18 protein-coding genes and 1 riboswitch are annotated in these 22744 nt (G+C 43.5%); of the genes, 7 read left to right on the forward strand and 11 right to left on the reverse strand.

The window, feature by feature from the left end; genetic code table 11:
* Positions 1-165 precede the first annotated feature (165 nt).
* The 4 genes from spoVAD to JKM87_RS08665 form a co-directional block, all read right to left on the reverse strand.
* Positions 166-1191 carry a stage V sporulation protein AD gene (gene spoVAD / locus JKM87_RS08650; RefSeq protein ID WP_202079941.1) on the reverse strand — a complete coding sequence of 342 codons (1026 nt, stop codon included), beginning with the start codon at positions 1189-1191 and terminating at the stop codon, positions 166-168.
* 1 nt (position 1192) lies between these two features.
* A complete protein-coding gene (gene spoVAC, locus JKM87_RS08655) occupies positions 1193-1669 on the reverse strand; it encodes a stage V sporulation protein AC (protein ID WP_202079942.1) in 477 nt (158 codons plus the stop codon).
* Between the two features lie 141 nt (positions 1670-1810).
* Positions 1811-2968: a chromate efflux transporter gene (gene chrA / locus JKM87_RS08660; protein WP_202079943.1), complete on the reverse strand. Its 1158-nt coding sequence runs from the start codon at positions 2966-2968 to the stop codon at positions 1811-1813.
* A gap of 76 nt (positions 2969-3044) precedes the next feature.
* Positions 3045-3809 (reverse strand): endonuclease/exonuclease/phosphatase family protein, encoded by a 765-nt coding sequence (locus JKM87_RS08665; RefSeq protein ID WP_202079944.1) that lies wholly within the window; start codon positions 3807-3809, stop codon positions 3045-3047.
* Between the two features lie 116 nt (positions 3810-3925).
* Here JKM87_RS08665 and JKM87_RS08670 point away from each other — a divergent pair, with 116 nt between their 5' ends.
* The 3 genes from JKM87_RS08670 to JKM87_RS08680 all read left to right on the forward strand — a co-directional run bounded on the left by JKM87_RS08670 (position 3926) and on the right by JKM87_RS08680 (position 6361).
* Positions 3926-5416, forward strand: coding sequence for an alkaline phosphatase family protein (locus JKM87_RS08670; RefSeq protein WP_236838702.1), 1491 nt, complete (start codon positions 3926-3928; stop codon positions 5414-5416).
* A 236-nt stretch (positions 5417-5652) separates the two neighbouring features.
* The gene (locus tag JKM87_RS08675; protein ID WP_202079945.1) at positions 5653-5853 is read left to right on the forward strand and encodes a cold-shock protein; all 201 of its coding nucleotides are present in this window, start codon (positions 5653-5655) and stop codon (positions 5851-5853) included.
* Between the two features lie 208 nt (positions 5854-6061).
* Entirely contained in the window at positions 6062-6361 is a 300-nt protein-coding gene (locus JKM87_RS08680) for a WGxxGxxG family protein (protein ID WP_236838703.1), read from the forward strand.
* 97 nt (positions 6362-6458) lie between these two features.
* Here the strand turns inward: JKM87_RS08680 and JKM87_RS08685 are convergent, their stop codons facing one another.
* Positions 6459-7253, reverse strand: coding sequence for a C40 family peptidase (locus JKM87_RS08685; RefSeq protein WP_202079946.1), 795 nt, complete (start codon positions 7251-7253; stop codon positions 6459-6461).
* Between the two features lie 267 nt (positions 7254-7520).
* On the opposite strand from JKM87_RS08685, the gene JKM87_RS08690 reads away from it, so the two are divergent.
* Positions 7521-9596: a thioredoxin domain-containing protein gene (locus JKM87_RS08690; RefSeq protein WP_236838704.1), complete on the forward strand. Its 2076-nt coding sequence runs from the start codon at positions 7521-7523 to the stop codon at positions 9594-9596.
* 251 nt (positions 9597-9847) lie between these two features.
* On the opposite strand, the gene thiC is transcribed toward JKM87_RS08690, so the two are convergent.
* From thiC to JKM87_RS08715, 5 genes are all read right to left on the reverse strand, one after another.
* Positions 9848-11605, reverse strand: coding sequence for a phosphomethylpyrimidine synthase ThiC (thiC, locus tag JKM87_RS08695; RefSeq protein WP_202079948.1), 1758 nt, complete (start codon positions 11603-11605; stop codon positions 9848-9850).
* 268 nt (positions 11606-11873) lie between these two features.
* A riboswitch (TPP riboswitch) is annotated at positions 11874-11989 on the reverse strand.
* A gap of 107 nt (positions 11990-12096) precedes the next feature.
* Positions 12097-14421, reverse strand: coding sequence for a DNA topoisomerase IV subunit A (gene parC / locus JKM87_RS08700; protein ID WP_202079949.1), 2325 nt, complete (start codon positions 14419-14421; stop codon positions 12097-12099).
* Complete coding sequence (gene parE, locus JKM87_RS08705) at positions 14405-16384, reverse strand: DNA topoisomerase IV subunit B (RefSeq protein ID WP_236838705.1); 1980 nt, start codon at positions 16382-16384, stop codon at positions 14405-14407. Before parE ends, parC begins: the two co-directional genes overlap by 17 nt.
* Before the next feature lie 156 nt (positions 16385-16540).
* A complete protein-coding gene (locus tag JKM87_RS08710) occupies positions 16541-17404 on the reverse strand; it encodes a DegV family protein (RefSeq protein WP_202079951.1) in 864 nt (287 codons plus the stop codon).
* 377 nt (positions 17405-17781) lie between these two features.
* Positions 17782-18939 (reverse strand): iron-containing alcohol dehydrogenase, encoded by a 1158-nt coding sequence (locus tag JKM87_RS08715; protein ID WP_202079952.1) that lies wholly within the window; start codon positions 18937-18939, stop codon positions 17782-17784.
* A 207-nt stretch (positions 18940-19146) separates the two neighbouring features.
* Between JKM87_RS08715 and JKM87_RS08720 the strand changes: the two genes are divergently transcribed.
* Positions 19147-19527: a hypothetical protein gene (locus JKM87_RS08720; RefSeq protein WP_202079953.1), complete on the forward strand. Its 381-nt coding sequence runs from the start codon at positions 19147-19149 to the stop codon at positions 19525-19527.
* Between the two features lie 68 nt (positions 19528-19595).
* Here JKM87_RS08720 and JKM87_RS08725 read toward each other — a convergent pair whose 3' ends face one another.
* Positions 19596-20891: an NCS2 family permease gene (locus JKM87_RS08725; RefSeq protein WP_236838706.1), complete on the reverse strand. Its 1296-nt coding sequence runs from the start codon at positions 20889-20891 to the stop codon at positions 19596-19598.
* A gap of 237 nt (positions 20892-21128) precedes the next feature.
* Between JKM87_RS08725 and ispG the strand changes: the two genes are divergently transcribed.
* Entirely contained in the window at positions 21129-22250 is a 1122-nt protein-coding gene (ispG, locus tag JKM87_RS08730) for a flavodoxin-dependent (E)-4-hydroxy-3-methylbut-2-enyl-diphosphate synthase (protein WP_272899191.1), read from the forward strand.
* Between the two features lie 11 nt (positions 22251-22261).
* The gene (locus tag JKM87_RS08735) at positions 22262-22660 is read left to right on the forward strand and encodes a hypothetical protein (protein WP_202079955.1); all 399 of its coding nucleotides are present in this window, start codon (positions 22262-22264) and stop codon (positions 22658-22660) included.
* Positions 22661-22744 lie beyond the last annotated feature (84 nt).

The following is a 22744-nucleotide window of genomic DNA, read 5'->3' on the forward strand; positions in this document are numbered from 1 at the left end:
ATGCCTTCTCCACCGAGAAACATTGTTCTATAGTGGCTAGAAGGCATTCGTTCTGTTTTTATGGTTTATTTGTTGATACGTTTATAGATTTTAGGCACCGTTATCTAACAACCAAGCAAAAGATAAAAGTGAACTTAATGTCGGCTTGTTCTAGCTCAATGATCCTCAATGATCTGTTACTTCCAAAACAACAGCATGACAGATACTTGGAATGGATTCTTTTTGTTGGTAGGACAGAGGTGACAGCAACGCTCCTGTCGCCGCTACCAGCACCCTTCGTAGCTCTCCAGCTTGCATGCGTTTCAGGATGTGCCCGTACGTCACAGTAGCGGAACATGCACACCCACTTCCACCGGCCAGCACATTCGGGTCATCTCCATACATCAGTAATCCACAATCCTGATACACATGATCAGGCACTTTAAATCCCGCTTTAGAGAAGAGGTCATTTGCCAGATCGAATCCAACACGACCTAAATCACCCGTGACGATCAGGTCGTAATCGTCAAAGGAGCGTTTAAAGTCTCTAAAATGCCCTGTAATCGTATCCACAGCGGCTGGGGCCATCGCGCCGCCCATGTTGAACGGATCACTCACACCCATATCGACCACTTTCCCGATCGTTGCGCCTGTGACTCGTATATTAGACGTTTTAGAAGCTTTATTCGCTGGCTGTAGAATAGCCGAACCCGCACCCGTCACTGTCCACTGTGCTGTCGGTGGCTTCTGTCCGCCATACTCGGTGGGATAACGAAATTGTTTTTCTGCCGAAGAGTTGTGGCTCGCTGTTCCACACATAACAGTTTCAGCGGCCCCACTGTCCACTAACTGCGCGGCCAATGCTAACCCTTCCATTGAAGTGGAACACGCGCCAAATATACCTAGAAAAGGGATAGATAACGTCCTGGCAGCAAAACTACTGGTGATTAGTTGCGCCATCAGATCCCCGCCCAGGAAGAATTGTACATCCTCTTTTTGGACGCTCGCTTTCTCCATCGCTGTCTGGCAAGCATCCTCTAACAGACGTTTTTCTGCTTTTTCCCAACTATCCTCTCCTAGTCGAGGGTCATCATGTACGAAATCAAAGTCCTGTCCTAGAGGGCCTTTACCTTCATAAGGACCGACTACGGCAGCTGACGCTGTGATGGCGGGCTTTGTTGAGAAGGACCAACTTTGTTCTCCTTTTAACATGTTAAGAGCCCCCTAACCTCATGATTATTTCTCGTACTAATGCGACAACAAAAGCGGCAACCGTGCCATAAACGATAACAGGGCCCGCAATTCTAAACATGTTATTGCCAACCCCTAGCACAAAGCCTTCACTCTTATGCTCAATAGCGGCAGAGGACATACTATTAGCAAATCCAGTGACGGGGACCGCAGTTCCAGCACCGGCCCATTGCGCAATGTGATCATATACACCGAATCCTGTCAAAAGCACCCCGATAAAGATCATCGTTGCAACGGTAGGGTCGCCGGCCGATTTCTCTGTAAAGTCAAAGAAGGCCATGTAAAAAAAGGTAAATGCCTGCCCAATCGTACAGATGAACCCACCGACTAGAAAAGCTAATATTAAATTTCTAAGTAAAGGTTTCTTAGGTTCTTTGCCTTTCATAAACGTTTGATATTCTTGCTGAGGTTGAGTGAGCTTATTTTGCTTTTTTGACATGTTCCAACACTCCTATGTTCTGAGCAGCATTTCGTTGTTAGTGTATCCATTTCTGCTCAGAACATGAGCAACACTCACCGTTGCACAAATAAAACTACCGATCTAAGCCTTTGCGTGAACGACTGAAGCATTGATAGGAAACTAAACCATTAGCCAACCTGCGACAGCTCCCACTATGACGACAGACCAAGCAGGAAGCTTCCAAAAGCTGAGCATAGCAAATAGGATCACAGCCAACACAAAATCAATGGGGCGTAATATCGTACTCGTCCAGATCGGGTCGTAAAGTGCCGCCAGTAAAATGCCAACAACTGCTGCGTTAACCCCTTTTAATGCTGCTCTAACCCCTTTTATTTGTTGTAATTTCCCCCAAAAAGGGAGCGTTCCGATCAATAAAAGAAAGCCAGGTAAAAAAATTGCACTTGTGGCTAGTAATGCCAGAGGCCATCCCCCCATGACGGCACCTAAATAAGAAGCAAAAGTAAACAATGGACCCGGTACAGCTTGTGCGGCACCATAACCAGCAAGAAAGGCCTCACTACTTACCCACCCCAACGGCACCATCTCTCTTTCCAGTAATGGTAGAACGACATGTCCTCCCCCAAATACAAGCGCGCCCGCCCGATAAAAGCTGTCAAATATCCCAAGGATATCGGCGTTATCTCTTACGAGAGGTAGGAGTAATAACAAGGTCGTGAATATAAGTAAACAAATGGTACCCGTTGTTTTAGAAATAGGGATATTGACATCGGATGGCTCTCCCTCGGTCTGTTTTCTCCATAAGACAAAACCAACGATCCCGGCAAGGATAATCGCGACAACTTGCGACCAAACTTGAACAAATAGGAGCGTGAATGCCATCGCTAATATGGCGATCGTGGCACGTGATGCATCTGACGCTAGTTTTTTTCCCATTCCTAGCAAGGCGTGGGCCACAATGGCGACAGCCACTACCTTCAAGCCTTGTATATAGCCTTGGTCTAACAAGTCTGTCCCTTGTAAAAAGCCAACAAAAAGCACCAATAACAATATAGAAGGAAAAGTAAAACCGACAAAAGACACAAAGCCTCCGAGTAAGCCTCCACGTACAACACCGATACCAAATCCTACCTGACTACTCGCAGGACCTGGTAAAAACTGACACAAGGCCACTAAATTTGCGTATTGCTCCTCTGTTAACCATTTCCTTTTTTTTATGTATTCCTCGTAAAAATAACCTAGGTGTGCCACTGGCCCTCCAAAACTCGTTAAACCGAGACGAAGCGAGACTAAGAATATTTCCAACCACGTTTTCAGCATGTTCCCCCACTCCTTTACTGACAGTTCCAATACCATGGTTATTTTACTATGCAAAATGGCACATCGACAATAAAATTTACACCCATTGGACAAGTAAAGGTAGATGATCTGATGCCTCAGAACGTCGGTTAATAACCTCAGCGTGGGTGACTTCGACATGTTTACTGACAAAGATGTAATCAATGCGCATCCGAGGCTCATGGGATGGAAAAGTGCCAGAATGCGTGTCTTTACGAAAAAAAGACAACCACCCGCCCTGAGACTTGCCATGAGCCTGTATCCAAGCATCATTGAACTGATCGGTGACCATAGACCACAGTCTCGAGGACGGCTTCATATTAAAGTCGCCCATCAGGACAACCGTTTTACCATTATGCTCTGATTGCGTGGCTTTTTCTAATAAGAAAGACAGCTGCTTTTTCCTCAAGAGTGGGTTCAAACTGATATGGGTCACAAAGATATCAAGCGGTTTGTCCCCCTTTTGTATGGTTGCTTCAAGCACAGAACGTCCTTCTGCTCTAAAAAAATCAGGCGCGAGCACATGTGCTTCTGCCTTATTTATGGGATAACGAGAAAGTAACGCATTCCCGTATTCCCGTCGCTGATGATGTCCTTTTTGAGGTATCGATATTGAGGGGGCAAAAAAGTGATACATCCCTAATTTTTTGGCCAACCACGCTGCTTGGTCATCATGCATACTTCTTTCGGAATACATTCGGTCTACTTCATTTAAACCCACCACATCAGCCTCTACAGATGAAATAATAGACGCAATTCTTTCTAACTGATACTCTTGGTCTGTCCCACGTCCATGACGTATGTTATAAGTTAAAATTCTCATGTATCACATCACGATCCTCGCTTTTGCATATTCTTTTCCTCTTGTCTTTCATAATTTATTTATTTCTGTAAACCATAAAAAATATTTAACCTTACCGTGTAAAGGGAGGAGTTTCCTTGAAGAAGAAAGTGCTTTTTATATTAGTTGACTCACTTATGCCACAATTGCTTGAGCACGCACTTGACAAGCGACTCGTTCCTGGGTTTGAGTTTCTCACGCAGCATGGCACCTATTCAAATGATGTTGTTACCGTTTTTCCAACGATGACAGCGTCCATTGATACGTCTATGATTACAGGGGTTTACCCTCATGAGCACGGTGTACCTGGTTTGGTTTGGTATGACTCTGAAAAGAAAAAAATAATTAATTATATTAACGGGGCTAAGTGTGTCGCCAAAATCGGAATAAAGGATTGTGCTAAAAATGTGGTGTTTGATCTTAACGAGGATCATATGAGCAAAAATGTGGAGACCATATTTGAAGCGCTAGCGACCGAAGGGCTTTCTAGTGGTAGTATTAATTTAGTTGCTCACCGCGGGACATCGACCCATCAAGTCAAATTACCTACGCTCGTTAAATCGCTCGGCTGTCTTAAGGGGGATTCTACCGTACCTGGTCCGAATATCATGACTTTAGGACAACTCGTGTACCCTGAGACACTACAATCGTATGTCAAACAATCATCTTCTGCCAGTCCACTTCAACGGTACGGTGTGAATGACACTTTCGCCACAGAAGTCTGCAAAAAGCTGATTCAAGAAGATCAATTACCCGATTTTACCATGTTGTACCTTCCTGATCATGACCATCAAGTACATATCAAAGGCCCTCAGCATGCTGAACATTCTCTCGTGAAGGTCGATCAATATATTCAACAAATTTTATCTGCGTTCGGCTCTTGGGAAAAAGCACGAGAACAAGTGACTTTCATCATTACCAGCGATCACGGACAAACTTTCGTCGGCAAACAAAACGTTTACAATATAGATTTAGACAAGGTATTGAATCGGTTAAATATTCCCCCGCTAGGTTCGCCTGTTGATGAAACACATCAGCTCGTCGTTTGTAACAATGAAAGAATGGCTTATCTGTATCCTTTAAAGCAAGATGTAGAACAAAAGGTGATCGACACACTCAAAGAAGAGAGTCGAATTGATATCCTCGCATGGAAAGAGAAGGATACTGTTCATATACTACAACCCGGTAGTGAAAGACGATTACAATATAAGATGAACGGGCCTCAAACGGATACGTACGGTCAAAAATGGGAACTAAAAGGTGATCTAAAGATATTGGATTTGGACGTTACGGATGATGGGAAGATCAATTACGGAGATTATCCAGATGTTTGTTCAAGACTATATGGCGCTCTATTCTCTCAAGATTGCCCACTGATGGTCGTTACGTCTCGCCCGGGCTATGAATTTAAGTCAAGATATTTCCCTACACATAATGGCGGTGGAAGTCATGGTTCATTACATCTCAATGATTCCACTATACCGTTCATCGTCAGCGAAAAATTGGAAAAGAAACAGCTTCCTAAAAGACTAGTGGAGTTTAAGTCTTTTTTCCTTGATATGCTCCACCGAAAAGTACACCACAAATAGGTGTACTTTTTTTCGTGGTAACACTTGACAATTTATTTATTGTAAGTTATTATTAGTTGAACATAAAAAATTAAACCATTTCATACGATTGAAGATTTTGTTGATTCACACCTTATCAAGGCGTTATCATCACTCGATTCGTTGATGGTATCCCTTGATAATGTGTGAATTTTTATTTACGATGAGTAAATTGGATTAACGCGTTAAATATTAAATTTTTTTTGGAGGTTTGTAACATGCAAACAGGTACAGTTAAATGGTTTAATGCTGAAAAAGGCTTCGGTTTCATCGAACAAGAAGGTGGAAGTGACGTATTCGTACACTTTTCTGCTATCAACGGTGAAGGTTTCAAAACATTAGAAGAAGGACAACGCGTTGAATTCAGTATTGTTGAAGGTAACCGTGGACCACAAGCAGAAAACGTTGTTAAGCTATAAATAACATTTTTGCTAAGTTAAAAAAGCAGCCCTTAGTGGGTTGCTTTTTTTTGTGTGGTTGTTTTGTCCACACTTTCAAAAATTCCTCTTGTTCCTGATGCCTTGCCATGCCTAGGCTGGCCCATCTCAATTTTATCGAGGTCTTTAGGCATAATCCAACGTGAATAGGAAAAGATAAGCTTACACTGTTGGATAAAGGAGGTTAATCATGAAGCAGAAGTTAATTATCTTACTATGTGTGTCTCTTATAGCGGTTACTACGATGGGGGCATCTGGATTTGCGCAAACAAACACTAATACAAATACAAACACGAACACTGAAAATATGCGCATGAACGATACCACCACGAATCCGCATATGAGAGACAATGCACCCATGAATACTTATGATAATACGACCACAACCACTAGAGCTGATGATGATGATACAGACTGGGGTTGGTTAGGTTTAGTTGGGTTGGCTGGTCTGTTAGCATTTAGAAAACGTGACAACGACCAGAACAAATAACCCTGTTAAAGTAGAAACATCCCCCAATAGTTGGGGGATGTTTATGTTTTATGGGGCATTTAACCCTTAATATTAAAGCTCATGGGTCCACACGTTCCTATAACTCAATGTAAAAGGAATGCTCTGGGTGCTTATGGATCGTTTCAAAGTTGGGGTCCCTACTCAGTTCATCGTCTAAATTTTGTGGCGAAAACCAGAGACCTTTTACCTCAAACTCATAATCTGCCCCGTAGTAATAGCAGAGCCATATGAGTTTAGAACAATATATCGTATCCCACGTCTCAGTCATGTCTTTAGAAGGCGTAAAAGAAAATTTTGGTTTGTTAATCCCCTTCTCTAAATTTTCCTGATACGCTTTATGATACTCTAATCCCCATTGCACTGCTTGTTCCCCCATTTCTGGATCCACCGGCCTGAAGTGAGCATAGCGCTCACGCCCATCGAAAAATGTTGAGACAGGGTCTATGCTAATACTCTCAGTTCTGCTTACAGACTCGAGTATACGCTCCTGATTTATCACCAATGCGGAATGACCGATATAACCTGATGGTATACCACTCGCATTGTCACTCGCCACGAGAATATCACCCGCTCTAAAATCCTGTCTTCCTAGCTCAGAAGGCCTCGTATGACTAGTCACTCGTATCACGTAACGTTCTTGCACATATTGTGAACGTCCATAATCGTGAACTTCTCCTGAAAGCATTAAAAAATGAGACCCCTTAGGAAAATGTCGTTTATTAAGTATAAATGTCTGTCTATTCACAACTGTGGTTAAATATTGATTATCTAAGTAGATGTGAATATGCATGTGGGCCAAAGGCTGGTTAACCCTAAGCATGATACGATCCTGCCCATCAAAAACTGAGAAATAACGCGTCGTCTTCCGCATTTACCTCCCCTCCTCCGATATCACAGTATATGCGCTCAATCGGAAGAAGTGTGTTCACTTAAAGCATAGAGAAAAGGATCACATCAACACTACTTCATTAATTATGCTAAATGCACATAAAAACCAAGACCTTTAACGTAAGGGATCAAGTGATCCTATTGTTGAACCACTATATTTTAAATGCGCTCATTGTAGTTGTGACGCATGAATTGCTATTTTGTTATAATTGGTAAAACTAATGATGGGAAGATGGAAGGACGTGATCATTTGCAACCCAACCGAAAGCCGAACCTGCTGGTATCTGAAAAATCCCCGTATCTGCTCCAACATGCTTATAATCCCGTCAACTGGTTTCAATGGGGAAAAGAAGCTTTTACGAAAGCAAAAAATGAAGACAAACCCATATTCCTGTCTATCGGTTACTCCACTTGTCATTGGTGTCATGTCATGGAACGCGAGTCTTTCGAAGATGAAGAAGTAGCGAAAATGCTTAATGAGCACTTCATCTCAATTAAGGTTGACAAGGAAGAAAGACCTGATATTGACCATATTTATATGACGGTATGTCAAGCCCTTACGGGTCAAGGCGGGTGGCCGTTGACGGTGTTTCTCACACCTGAACAAAAGCCCTTCTATGCTGGGACCTATTTTCCCAGGCAAAGTATGTATGGACGCCCTGGCTTAGTCGAGCTTTTAGACCATATCCAGCAATTATGGGATACGGAGAGAGAGAAAATTAACGCGACGAGTGATAAAATTACACGAGCCATACAGGAGCCAAATACTCAATCGTTTCAACAGAAACTATCCACAGATGTACTAGAGGATGCCGCCGACCAATTGGAGGACATGTACGATGAAACACATGGTGGATTCGGTCAAGCGCCTAAATTCCCCTCACCTCATCAGTATTTATTCCTGCTACGAGAGTGGAAGAGAACAGGGAACGGTACGTATTTAAAAATGGTTGAACGATCTCTTATGTCCATGCATCGTGGCGGCATTTACGACCATATTGGCTACGGTTTTGCCCGTTACTCTGTTGATCGTTATTGGCTGGTCCCTCACTTTGAAAAAATGCTATACGATAACGCTTTGCTTGCTTATACTTATTTGGACACTTTTCAAGCGACAAAAGACTCTTATTTTGCTAGCATTGCCGAGGAAATATTTGATTATGTTCACCGTGAGATGACCTCGTCCGAGGGTGGATTTTATTCAGCACAAGACGCTGATTCAGAAGGTGAAGAAGGAAAGTTCTACGTTTGGAACCCTCTAGAGATTAATGACATTCTCGGTGACCAGCTAGGATCGCTATTTTGTGACTATTATGATGTGACAAACGAAGGGAACTTTGAAGGTAAAAATATCTTGAATCTGATTGAGAGCCCAAGTCACGCGTCTTTCGCTCAACGTAAGGGCATGTCACCGGAGGAGCTGACGCTTAAGCTGAAGGAAGCCAGAGAACATTTATTCACTTATCGCCAAGGGCGTGTCCCCCCACATAAAGATGATAAAATCCTCACTTCATGGAATGGATTGATGATTGCTGCTTTAGCTAAAGGTGGCGCCGTGCTCCAAAGTGAAGTATTTATTGATCGTGCCGAACAAGCCTTATCCTTCATTGAAGATCACTTAATTGATCATAATGGAAGACTATTAGCGAGATACCGTGACGGGGAAGGTAATCTGAAAGCGTACATTGACGATTTCGCTTTTTTAATCTTTGCTTTGCATGAGTTGTACTTTGCCACCGGTCAAGTCATCTATGTTGAAAAAGCACAACACTATCTCAAAAGTGCTGTTAAATTGTTCTGGGACGAAAAAGAGGGTGGGTTCTTCTTCTACGGCCGTGACGCGGAACAACTTTTAACCAAACCGAAAGAACAGTATGATGCAGCCATACCGTCAGGGAATTCTGTGATGGCACTGAACTTGGTGCGTCAATTCCATCTCACAGGGGACCCCGTAGTTAGAAAGTATATGGACGAACAATTGGCCCTATATACCGACAGCGTTTATCATTACCCTGCCGGTTATACATTCTACCTTTGCGCCTTACAAATGGTGCTCAGCGGACCTGAAGAAATAGTACTGGTGGAAGGAGAGAATAAGGAACATTATCAAGAGGCACTGACCTCTATCACTCAATCGTTTAGCCCCTTTTCTGTCTTGGTTCAAAAGACTAAAGCTAAAAAAGCTTCCTTAGACCAATTGACGGAGATGCACAAAGATAAATTGAGCATGGATAACAAAGTCACCCTTTATCTTTGTCAAAATTTCAGTTGTCAGACACCTATTGTATCGGTTGAAAATATACAGAAAAACTTTGATCACACTTAGTAGTGTGAATTATAACCAGAAATAATAAGCAGATATCAGTTCAAAACGCCTGGTTGGATCATAAACCAGGCGTTTCGTTTTTGAACTATGTGAAATTTGGATTCAAGTGGAGTAAATGAGTACGAGTGTGAGCTCCCCTTCCACCCATGATAAAAGCGAGATGAACTCAGAAATGCGATATGAAGAGATGTGCTGGAGAGTTTATCTACCGCTTTTATGAAGGTCTTCTTTCCCTAATAGGGGTTCTCTGGTTACTTGTATACCTTTGAACCTTCCTGGACAAACGCTTTTGCTTTCTCTTTCATGCCTTCCTCGATCACTTGCTCTTCGCTCATCCCTTTTTCACTTGCGAGTGCTCTAATATCATGAGAGATCCGCATTGAACAAAATTTGGGCCCACACATGGAACAGAAATGTGCTGTTTTAGCCCCTTCTGATGGCAGCGTTTCGTCATGATACTCCCGTGCTCGCTCAGGATCCAACGACAGATTAAACTGATCCTTCCACCTGAATTCAAAACGCGCCTTGGAAACAGCATCATCCCTTTTTTGAGCATGTGGGTGACCCTTCGCAAGATCTGCTGCATGCGCCGCAATTTTATAAGTGATGACCCCTTCACGTACATCATCTTTGTTCGGTAAACCTAGATGCTCTTTCGGTGTCACATAACATAGCATGGCTGTACCGTACCATCCGATCATTGCAGCCCCAATAGCTGAAGTGATATGATCATATCCCGGCGCAATATCCGTTGTAAGAGGACCTAAGGTATAGAAGGGCGCTTCTTTACAAATCTCTAACTGCTTATCCATATTCTCTTTAATCAAGTGCATGGGCACATGACCAGGCCCCTCAATCATCACTTGTACGTCATGTTTCCAAGCGATGTCCGTTAACTCACCTAGCACCTCCAGCTCTGCAAATTGGGCCTCATCATTCGCATCCGCGATTGATCCTGGACGAAGCCCATCTCCTAACGAGATCGAAATATCGTACTGCTTCAATATTTCGCAAATGTCTTCAAAATGCGTGTACAGAAAGCTCTCCTCATGGTGTGCCAAACACCATTGCGCCATGATGGACCCGCCACGGGATACTATTCCTGTCGTACGCTCGGCTGTTAGCGGTATATGGCGTAGTAAAACACCAGCATGAATGGTGAAATAATCGACACCTTGTTCGGCCTGCTCAATTAAAGTATCACGATAAACCGCCCACGTTAAATCTTCAGCGACGCCATTCACCTTTTCCAAAGCCTGATATATGGGCACTGTTCCTACTGGTACAGGAGAATTGCGTATAATCCATTCCCGTGTGGTGTGAATATGCTTACCTGTAGATAAGTCCATAATGGTGTCTGTCCCCCATCGAGTGGCCCATGTCATCTTTTCAACTTCTTCCTCTATTGAGGAATGAACAGCGGAAGTGCCAATATTGGCATTAATCTTAACATGAAAATGGCGACCGATAATCATGGGTTCACTTTCAGGATGATTGACATTAGCGGGGATAATGGCTCGGCCACGGGCCACCTCCTGACGGACAAAGTCGGGATCCATTCCTTCTCTTATAGCGATAAACTCCATCTCTGGGGTGATGATGCCCTTTTTAGCGTAGTGCATTTGAGTCACATTATGTCCTGGTTTTGCCCTCAAAGACTTTTGCTTCGTTATAGGGAACCTTTCTATGTTTGGGGATGCCATTTGGTGGGGGATTAATCCATCGTCTTCAGGTTTCAAGTTTCGACCTTCATAAAATTCAACATCTCCGCGTTCGATGATCCACGTGTGACGATGGGCTGGTAATCCTTGACGAATATCAAGGTCGACGTCGGGGTCTATATACACCCCACTCGTGTCGTAAACGCGTATAGGTTCATTCTCTACCACTTCACCTGTTGTTTCTCTCGTAGGCGTCAGTTGAATCTCTCTCATGGGCACTTTAATATCTGGTCTCGAACCCACTTTATAAACCTTTTTACTGTTTTCAAACTGTGACCTAAATGTCATGGTTAATGGATCTTGGCTTGTCAAAACAAACGCTCCTTCCCCACTCCAGTCTCTACTAGAACCACCTGAAATCCCAATACTTTGCGTAAGGTAAGGCTAAGCCTGTGTCACTTAAAAGCCTCATAAGACTAATTTAAAGCATTAAAAAACGGGTCCTAAGAATAGGAACCCGATCGGTTTTAATTGGAAACTGAAATTCACGCCAAGTCTTCATGCTGTTACATGTGTACGAATAGATGTTCATTAATGTATAACGATGATTGGCTTGTGAATGGCCCAACTACTTCCCTACGCTGGTACTAACCAGATCAGGTTCTAAGGGTCGAAGAATTTAGAACGCACTCTTCTCTCAGTCCAAGCTACAGGACTCCCCTAGTAGAGTATGAAGTTTTATATTTTAATGATGCTCATGGTTAATATTACCAAACATGACGAGATGGGTCAACCTTTATACGCAACCCCACCTATCAACATACATTTTAAATATAGAGTCACGTTTGGGTTTGATCTTCTTCAGGGCTTTGAGTGTCGTTTCCATTCTTGCTCTTCCAATGGACCTCAACCTCGGTTACACGATGAGGATTCGTTTTGAGTTCTTTGATCATTCTGGTTCCTCTACGTGCTCTTGTGTGTTGAGTCAGCTCATCAAGTTTTAATCTCTTAACGGTTTGTCTGTGAGTATGCATTTTGACAGTCTCAAAATCACGTATATCATGAAACAGTATACCGTCAACCACTTCATCATCTTTAAGGTTAATGCCCTTCACACCGCCTGCTTTAACCCCCATCACACTCACTTCTTCCTCTTCAAACCACAGGGCAAAGCTCTGTTGTGTGATCAGTAAGAGCTCATGATGCCCTTGGGTACGATACACTCGTACGACTTCATCCTCACCTTTTAGCTTTATACCCACAATAGGTTTGGAGTAACGTTGCACTTTATACTCTGATAGTTTGGAACGTTTGACCATGCCTTGCTTCGTTATGAAGAGGAGCATGTCATCCGTTTGATCAAAATCTTCTACACTGTAGGCGGACAATATACGATCATCTTTATCTATCGGGATTAAATTAGAGATATGTTGCCCCATTTCTTTCCACTTGATATCTGGTAGCTCGTGGACAGGTAGGTATAGATAATGCCCTTTTGACGTAAATAGTAATAACGTATGCGTCGTATTTGATGTGAGTAAATGGCATAATTCATCCTCATCCTTCATCCCGACCTCATCTTCATTGGAGGCGGCATACGACCTCATGCTCGTGCGCTTCACATAGCCGTCACGCGTGACGGTAACCATCACATCTTCGGATGGCACCATCACTTCTAGGCTAACCTTGAGCTCTTCTATTTCCGCCTGAACCTCCGTCATCCTAGCATCTCCGTACGTATCTCTTATCTCTTCTAATTCTTTTTTAATGACTTGTACCAACTTCTTCTCACTGGCAAGGATCGCTTCGAGCTTCTTAATCTTCTTCTCTAGCTCTTTAGCTTCCTTCTGCAACTGTGTCACATCTGTGTTCGTTAAGCGGTATAACTGTAAGCTCACAATGGCTTCCGCTTGAGGTTCTGTGAATCCAAAAGAGGAAATGAGATTACGCTTAGCATCCCCTTTATCCTTAGATGCACGAATTTTAGCTATCACATCATCTAATATGGAAAGGGCGTGTATTAGGCCTTCGACAATATGGGCGCGATCCTTTGCTTTACGTAATTCGTACTGACAACGATACGTCACCACTTCTTTTTGATGCGTCACATAAGCCTCCAATAAGCCTTTGAGGTTCATAAGTTGTGGCGTTTTATTGGATATAGCCACCATGTTAAAGTTATACGTGATTTGTAGGTCGGTATTTTTATATAAGTAATTGAGTATCCCTTCTGCATCAGCGTCCTTCTTCAAATCGATGACGATTCGTAAGCCAGTACGATCTGTTTCGTCCCTCACTTCAGCAATGCCTTCTACTTTTTTATCTATTCTAAGTTCGTCAATCTTACGCACGAGATTAGCTTTGACTACCTCATACGGGATTTCCGTGATGACGATCTGTTCCCGTCCCCCACGCATGACGTCAAAGCTCGATTTTGCTCTGACGACCACTTTTCCTTTACCCGTCTCGTAAGCTTGCTTGATTCCGTCAATCCCTTGAACAATCCCGCCTGTTGGGAAGTCTGGGCCTTTTAACACTGTCATTAACTCATCAACGGATACCTCGGACTGTTCGAGGTACATGATCACCGCATCAATGACTTCAATTAAGTTGTGTGGCGGTATATCAGTGGCATACCCAGACGATATACCGGTTGAACCGTTCACAAGTAAATGCGGAAATCTAGACGGCAATACGGTAGGTTCTTGATCGGAATCATCAAAGTTCGGTGCAAAAGTCACTGTTTGTTTGTCTATGTCTCTTAAGAGTTCAGATGCTAGGGGCGATAGACGCGCTTCTGTATATCTCATCGCCGCTTGTGGGTCCCCGTCAATGCTACCATTATTGCCGTGCATTTCTACGAGTCGTTTACGTACTTTCCACTCTTGTGACATACGCACGAGTGCATCGTACACTGACGTATCGCCGTGTGGATGGTAATTCCCGATCACAGTTCCGACCGTTTTAGCGGATTTACGAAACGGTTTGTCCGCTGTGTTCCCTTCCTGGTGCATGGCGTACAAGATGCGACGTTGTACCGGCTTTAATCCGTCTCTCGCATCAGGTAAAGCACGCTCCTGAATGATATATTTAGAGTATCGACCGAAGCGGTCCCCCATGACTTCTTCAAAGGGTAAATCTAAGATTTTATCGATCAGTGCCAATCTCATTATCCTCCTTTAGAAGAACGTCTTGACCTTCATTATCTTCTAATGTGAAGGCAACGTTACGTTCAATCCATTTCCTTCTTGGCTCAACCTTATCGCCCATAAGCACTGACACTCTTCGTTCAGCACGTGCAGCGTCATCCACCGTCACACGAATGAGTGCTCTGGATTCTGGATTCATGGTTGTCTCCCACAATTGGTCTGCGTTCATCTCACCTAGACCTTTATAGCGCTGTATGGTATACCCTTTTCCGACTTTCTTAATCGCCTTTTTCATTTCATCTTCATCCCACGCGTATTCCACTTTCGCCTTCTTACCTGTCCCTTTACTAATTTTATATAGAGGGGGTAAAGCGATGTAAACTTTATTCGCTTCAACGAGTGGTCGCATGTAACGATAGAAGAAGGTGAGCAGGAGTACTTGTATATGCGCACCGTCTGTATCCGCATCTGTCATAATGATGACCTTATCATAATTGCAATCTTCTAAATTAAAATCTGAACCAACACCAGCACCAATCGTGTAAATAATGGTCCGGATTTCTTCGTTTTTCATGATATCTTCTAGCTTCGCTTTTTCTGTGTTAACGACCTTGCCTCGTAGTGGGAGGATCGCTTGGAAGGTACGGTCTCGCCCTTGCTTGGCTGATCCCCCAGCGGAGTCCCCCTCTACCAAGAACAGTTCATTGCGGTCCGGATTTTTGGATTGTGCGGGGGTCAACTTCCCACTGAGCATCGCTTCTTTTCGTTTACTCTTCTTGCCCGTTCTTGCTTCTTCTCTCGCTTTTCGAGCAGCCTCTCTCGCTTGAGCCGATTTGATCGATTTTCGAACGAGCATGGTGGCGGTGTCCGGGTTTTCTTCTAGGAATGTGGCCAAACGTTCAGCCACAAACGTATCCACCGCAGATCTCGCTTCCGGCGTCCCGAGTTTCCCTTTTGTTTGCCCCTCGAATTGTAATTTTTCCTCTGGGATACGAACTGAGATAATCGCTGTTAACCCCTCGCGGACATCGGCGCCCTCTAAATTCTTGTCTTTTTCCTTAAGCAACCCGGTCTTTCGAGCATACTCGTTCATCACCCGAGTCATCGCCGTCTTGTAACCTGCTTCGTGTGTCCCTCCATCTTTTGTCCGAACGTGGTTTACGAAGGATAATATTTGCTCAGAATAGCCGTCATTAAACTGCATAGCGATCTCTATCGGAATGTCTTGCTGCTCTCCCATAAAAGTCATGACAGGGTGGAACGACGTCTTCTCTTCATTTAAGTACTCTACAAAAGCCTCTATACCACTCTCGTAGTGGAAGGTTTCCTGTTGTTCCTTTCCCTCTCTTAAATCTTGGACTTCGATCGTCAGTCCTCTCAATAGAAAGGCAGCCTCTCGAGCACGCTCAGCTAAAATATCATAGTTAAAGCCCGTTGTTGAAAATACTGTGCTGTCTGGTTTGAAATGAACAATGGTGCCAGTTTTACGTGTGTTACCTGTCTCTTCGAGGTCCGTTACCGGTTTTCCTCCGTTTTCAAATCTCTGGCGATACGTTTTCCCTTGTCTGTGAATCGTCACTTCTACCCATTCGGAAAGCGCATTAACCACGGAAGCCCCTACGCCATGCAGTCCACCCGAGGTTTTATAACCGCCTTGTCCAAACTTACCTCCCGCATGAAGCACGGTGAAAATGACCTCAGGTGTCGGTCGCCCGGAGGCGTGCATACCAGTCGGCATACCTCGTCCAACGTCTTTTACACTCACACTGCCATCCTTATGTATCGTTAAGGTAATGAGCTCACCATGTCCTGCTAACGCCTCATCTACAGCGTTGTCCATTATTTCAAAAACAAGATGGTGTAACCCTCTTGAATCAGTACTTCCTATGTACATTCCGGGTCTCTTTCGAACGGCGTCCAACCCTTCTAATACCTGAATCGATTCTTCATTGTATTCATAAGATAATTGATCGGTCAAGGACGTCTTCCCCCCTTCTTTTAGTACCGTTACGAACATACGTTTTTATATATTTTACACGCTCGTATGAAAATAAACAAGCGCTTGTCCATAACGGAACGAAAAGCCTTGAGAACACAACGTTTCAAGGCTTTTCGCTTCAGTCCTATGTTAGCTTTATTTCTGTTTCAGCGCAACACCCAGTACGTTCGGACCTGCATGTGTTCCGATTGTACTTCCTAACTTATAGTAGTGCACTTCTTCAAACGTGTCTAGGTCTAAAACGTTCGCTACTTCTTTTCTGGCGTCATCCTCATTTGTATAACCGTGAACGATAAAAGCGATATCAGTTTCATAGTCTGACAAGGAGCCAATATACTCCCCTAACTGACGCAAGCCTCGTTTTCTGCCTCTAGACTTGTCGAGCATGTTCACTTTTCCATTATCGACGGTGACAATCGGCTTAATATTGAGAATACCCCCGATCATGGCTTGAGCTGACGATATACGACCACCTTTTTTAAGGTTTTCTAATGTATCGAGTAAAGCCAAAATTTTGATTTGAGCTTTATGATCCTCTATCCATTGAACGACTTCTTTGGCCGTTTTGCCTTCTGATAACATCTTATCCGCTCTTTTTAGCATGTATAACACGACCACCGATACATTCGCGGAATCAACAAGGTGGATTTTTTCTTTTTCTTGCTCATCTTCAATCATATCTCTAGCGATGGTTGTACTTTGGTATGTACCACTTAGTTCGGATGAGATCGACAGACTGATGACTTCTTTATCCTCATCTATGTATTTCTTAAAAACATCGTGAAATGCTTGTGGAGACGGCTGACTTGTCTTGGGTAAGGCTTCTGACTCAGACATTCTTTCATAAAATTGTTCTTTGTTCAAGTCCACACCATCGAGGTATACGTCGTCCCCAAAATATATATTGAGTGGAACAACTTCTACGTGGTGCTGTAAATCAAGCCCGTTATCTACTTCAAAATCGCTTCCACTGTCTAAGACAAACACAACATTGCTCATAGTATGATGCCTCCTTCTTATTACGATTCATACCATCTTATCTAGAAACGATGGACAGCCCCTAAAAGACGATGCTCTCTTCCTGTATTATATCTTACTTTTATAAAAAAGGTAGTCCTTCTTTAAAGTCATATACGCTTTGTTAATAAGCGTGCACCATTTTATCTATAAGCATGCCTCTTTTACCACCTAGCATGTCACACAGAGATTCAATTTAAAGAATGACGCTACAAACGATATATTAAAATTCGCCAGTTAGGTCTAGACGCTATCGTATCAAGAAAAAAGCTACCCTTTACAGAGGACGATGTAAGGGTAGCTTGGATTTTCATCCAAATCTCACTTTATTTGCACGAGGCCATTTTCATACGACTAAACTAAAGAGACATTCTAAGGATTTCAGCAACGTCTTCTTTCTCTAATTTCTTAAAGCTGCCGATTGGACCAAAGTGAGTCGCTTTCTGAGCCATATCTTCTATATGCTGATCATCGATATCGTAATCAGCTAAGCGTACAGGGGCACCAATCTTGTTAAAGAATTCTCTCGTCGCTTGAATACCAGCCAGGGCCACTTCTTCATCTGATTGACCACTAGGGTCAACTCCCCAAACCTCAGTAGCAAAACGGATGAAGCGGTCGATATTTTCTTTATACACATATTTCATCCAGTTAGGGAAAATGATCGCTAATCCACCCGCATGGGGGATATCGTAAATAGCACTCACAGCATGCTCAATACCGTGGCTTGCCCAATCCGTTTCAACTCCCTGAGCTAATTGGCCATTCAACGCCATCGTACCACAGTACATAATATTGGCTCTCGCTTCGTAATTTTTAGGCTGCTCAAGCACGACTGGCGCATTGTCAATGACCGTTTTTAATATAGACTCAGCGTATCGAGATTGAAGGGGTATATTCTCCGTGTGTGAAAAATACTGCTCAAACACATGGGACATCATGTCTACCATCCCATACACCGTTTGGTCTTCCGGGACGGAGAATGTGTTTGTCGGATCTAAGATAGAAAAGGCTGGAAAAGTCGTACCTGCCCCTCGCTTCTCTTGCTTCTCCCAGTGTGTGACCACACTACCACGGTTCATTTCAGACCCAGTCGCCGCCAACGTGAGAATAACGCCGAGTGGTAACGCAGCTTCAGCAACAGCTTTACGATCGTAAAAGTCCCATACGTCTCCATCGTATTTGGCCCCTACAGCAACACCTTTAGCAGCATCAACCACACTGCCTCCGCCCACTGCGAGAACGAGGTCAATGGACTCTTGCTTACATAGATCGATCCCCTTCTGGACAGTCGTCAGTCTCGGATTAGGTTCTACCCCGGCTAGCTCAAACACCTGGCAGTCTGCCCCTTGTAATCGTTGTATAACATCATCGTACAAGCCAAAAGATTTAATACTGCCTCCGCCATAGACAAGGAGCACCTTTGTCCCGTATTCATGTACTTTATCTGCTAATTTTTCGATTTGGCCTTTTCCGAATAGAATCTCAGTAGGGTTCCTAAACTCAAAATTATTCACGTGTAGACCTCCTTATGGTAGTCAATATGTACTTAGCCCCATAAACCTAAAGTTCAAAGGTAACTTTATTGTATCAAAGCGACAACGTGTTTTAAAGTTTTGTGCACCTGAGGCAGGAGCAGCGTATGATTTCCAGGCATGTTTCTGCCTGATTAACACACCCTAAGCTTAAGCATATGTAAGCATACAAGAAAGCGAGGATTGCTGATGAAGATGCCAAAGGATGAAAAAGCGATCATTGCCGGGTTCAGAACGATGGAACAAGCTGAAAAAGCAAAGCAGGAGTTAAGTCAGCTTGGGGTTATTGACCAACGTGTTGACCGCATGAGTCTCTATACCGTCACCGAGTTTGAAAAAAGACCAGAGAATCCGATAACGGGAGATTATCCCGGATTAGCTAACGCCACATTTGATCAGGAGATGGGGCGTGATCAAAGTGTCTTAGCAAATGTACAACCTAGCGCTTCAGGATTAAGCGATGGTAACCCCTCAGATGTAGGTTTAGATGTTGTCTTATCGGCTGTTGTATCTGAGAAAAATTTTCACAGGGCGCAAGAAATTGTCAGAGAGTGTGGCGGACAATTCTAACAAAAAAACGATGCGCAATCTCCACTAAGGTGGGTTTGCCGCATCTTTTTTATATTCATGTCTTTCTATTAATGAACTGGGAAAAAGATCATTTGTAAGGCAAAGATAACACCAAAGGCGTACACGAGTGGATGCACCTGTCTCCATTTGCCGCTCGTGATTTTGAGAATGGGATAAATGATAAATCCTAGGGCAATCCCTGTTGCGATACTAGAGGTCAATGGCATCGCAATCATAATCGTAAAGGCAGGAAAGGCTTCATCAAATTGATCCCATGAAATTTTCGAAACACTTTCCATCATAAAGCTACCAACAATAATAAGCACGGGTGCTGTAATAGCGGGTAAAGCGGCAATCGCTTCAATCATCGGTGATAAAAACATAGCCAACAACAGCAAACCTGCCGTTGTCACTGCGGTCAATCCCGTGCGTCCTCCTACTGCGACCCCTGATGAAGACTCAATATACGCTGAGGTGGGGCTCGTTCCTAAACCAGCACCTACGGTGGTCCCTACCGCATCAGCCATGAGTGCATGCTTCGCTTTCGGAAATTCGCCCGTATCCTTAAGTAAACCTGCCTGCTCCGCCACCCCTATCATCGTCCCAGTAGTATCAAATAAAGTCACAAGTAAGAAGGCAAAGATGACCGCGTATAACCCATGTTGCCAGACCCCAGCAAAGTCTAGATCAAAGAAAACTGGAGCAGAAGGCATTGAAAAGAGGCCATTGAATGTCAATAATCCCTGGACATAACCAATAAGGGCAGTGACGAGCATCCCAATGAAAAGGGCCGCCTTTACTTTGAGCGTCATGAGTATCAATGTGATTATAAGGCCAATGATGGCTAACATCGTACCAGGGTCATGTATATCTCCTGGAGCCACAACCGTCGCCTCATCTGGTTGAATGAGGCCCGCTGTCCGTAATCCTATAAAGGCGATAAATAATCCGATACCTGATGTAATACCATACTTCAGTGCGCCCGGTATGGCTTTAATGAGATGTTCTCTAAATGATGTTAGACTGAGCAAAATGAAGAGTACGCCGGCGCAGAAGACAGCTGCGAAAACCGTCTGATATGTTAGCCCATAAGTACCAACCACACTAGCAAAATAGGCATTCAACCCCATACCTGGTGCGATGGCAATAGGATAATTAGCGAATAAGGCCATATAAAGTGTCCCCACCGCAGCAGAGATAATGGTGGCCATAAAGACTTGTTCAAAGGGTACGCCCGCTTGGGATAAGATGGCTGGGTTGACAATCACAATGTACACCATGGTTAAGAATGTTGTCATACCTGCGACTGTTTCAGTTTTGAGACTTGTTCCTCTTTCTTCTAAACGAAAGATCTTGTCTAGCATGTTTTATCCCCCTAAATATAATCATCAATTAACGAACATTAAACTCACAGTTTTATATATTATTCGTTTTTTATGCGTAGTGCAAGGGGGTGCCTGTAAAAAGCACCAACATATTAGAATTTATACGGCAAATGTTATATAATAGCAGATGAAATCCAGATAAGTTGTCCACCTATATTTTAGGCTAGGCACTCATTCTTTTATGCTTAAATAAATCATTTAGAGTGTAGATACAATATGTCGTGGACAAAAAAGGAGCGGAAGCCTATGTACCATCGAACCCAAACTAGACCAGTCCGAGTTGGGAATCTGACTATCGGTGGAAACGATCAAGTCGTGATTCAAAGCATGACAACAACCAAAACACACGATGTAGAAGCCACAGTGGCTGAAATCCATCGTTTAGAGGAAGCAGGCTGTCAGATTGTCCGTGTGGCCTGTCCTGACATGCGAGCTGCTGAAGCCATTCCAGAAATAAAGAAGCACATTAACCTGCCTTTAGTTGCTGATATTCATTTTGATTACAAGCTCGCCTTGAAGGCAATTGAAGGCGGTATTGATAAAATTAGAATTAATCCAGGTAACATTGGAAGGAAAGAAAAAGTAGAAGCTGTCGTTAAGGCAGCAAAGGAAAAAGGTATCCCGATTCGAATCGGTGTTAACGCAGGATCATTAGAAAAACGTATACTTGACAAATACGGTTACCCAACGGCAGACGGCATGGTTGAAAGTGCACTATACCATATTAGCATCCTTGAAGAACTAGACTTTCATGATATTATCGTTTCGCTGAAAGCGTCGGACGTTAACCTTGCGATAGAAGCGTACCGCAAAGCGGCTGAAGCGTTTAACTATCCCCTTCACCTCGGCATTACTGAATCGGGTACTTTATTTGCCGGTACGGTCAAAAGCTCTGCAGGGCTCGGTGCGATCTTGTCTATGGGCATCGGTTCAACGCTCCGTGTTTCGTTGAGTGCGGACCCCGTTGAAGAGGTCAAAGTGGGCAGAGAATTATTAAAATCTTTCGGGCTCGCTTCTAACGCAGCGACTTTAATCTCTTGTCCAACGTGTGGAAGAATCGAAATTGATTTAATTTCTATCGCCAACGATGTTGAGGAGTATATTTCTAAAATTAAAGCCCCAATCAAAGTGGCCGTTCTGGGCTGTGCTGTTAATGGTCCCGGTGAGGCAAGAGAGGCGGATATTGGAATTGCAGGTGCACGGGGAGAAGGACTTTTATTCCGTCATGGAGAAATTATTAGAAAGGTTCCTGAAGAAACCATGGTTGAGGAACTGAAAAAAGAAGTCGACAAATTAGCAGCAGAACATGAAGCTAAAATGCAGACAGAAAACTCGTAGGGGGAAAGCGAATGTTTTTTTCGAAAAAGGGGGGCTTTCACTGCCTCGTACTTTACCTTAATAGTGATGAACCACACCCATTACAGATTGTCATGCCTGATGAGGTAGCCAACGATGTGATTTCCACCATGAAAAAGCTTGAAAAGTCTTCACTTAACGACCACAAATTTATTGGCAACTTGGGCCCGTTCAGCATTATTCAAGACATACAGGGCTTTCAAAAAATTGAAATTCACAATGACACATTGACCTGGAGTGAACCCATGCTTTATACGGATTTTGCCAAAAAATTGGGTGATCGACTCCAAGCATTAGTTAATGACGATACGGACGAAGTTGAAGAGGATCTCATTTATTTTGTTGGTGAATTCACAATGATGCAAGATAACGGTTTTGTTGCCCCGTTTTAGGGGCCTACACTAGGACACCTTATGGTTTAGAATGAGGGTCCTAGTGTTTTCATTTTAGATTCTATGGCCTTTCTTGTTATTGGA

The organism is Caldalkalibacillus salinus (assembly GCF_016745835.1).
GTDB classification, from domain to species: Bacteria; Bacillota; Bacilli; order Caldalkalibacillales; family JCM-10596; genus Caldalkalibacillus_A; species Caldalkalibacillus_A salinus.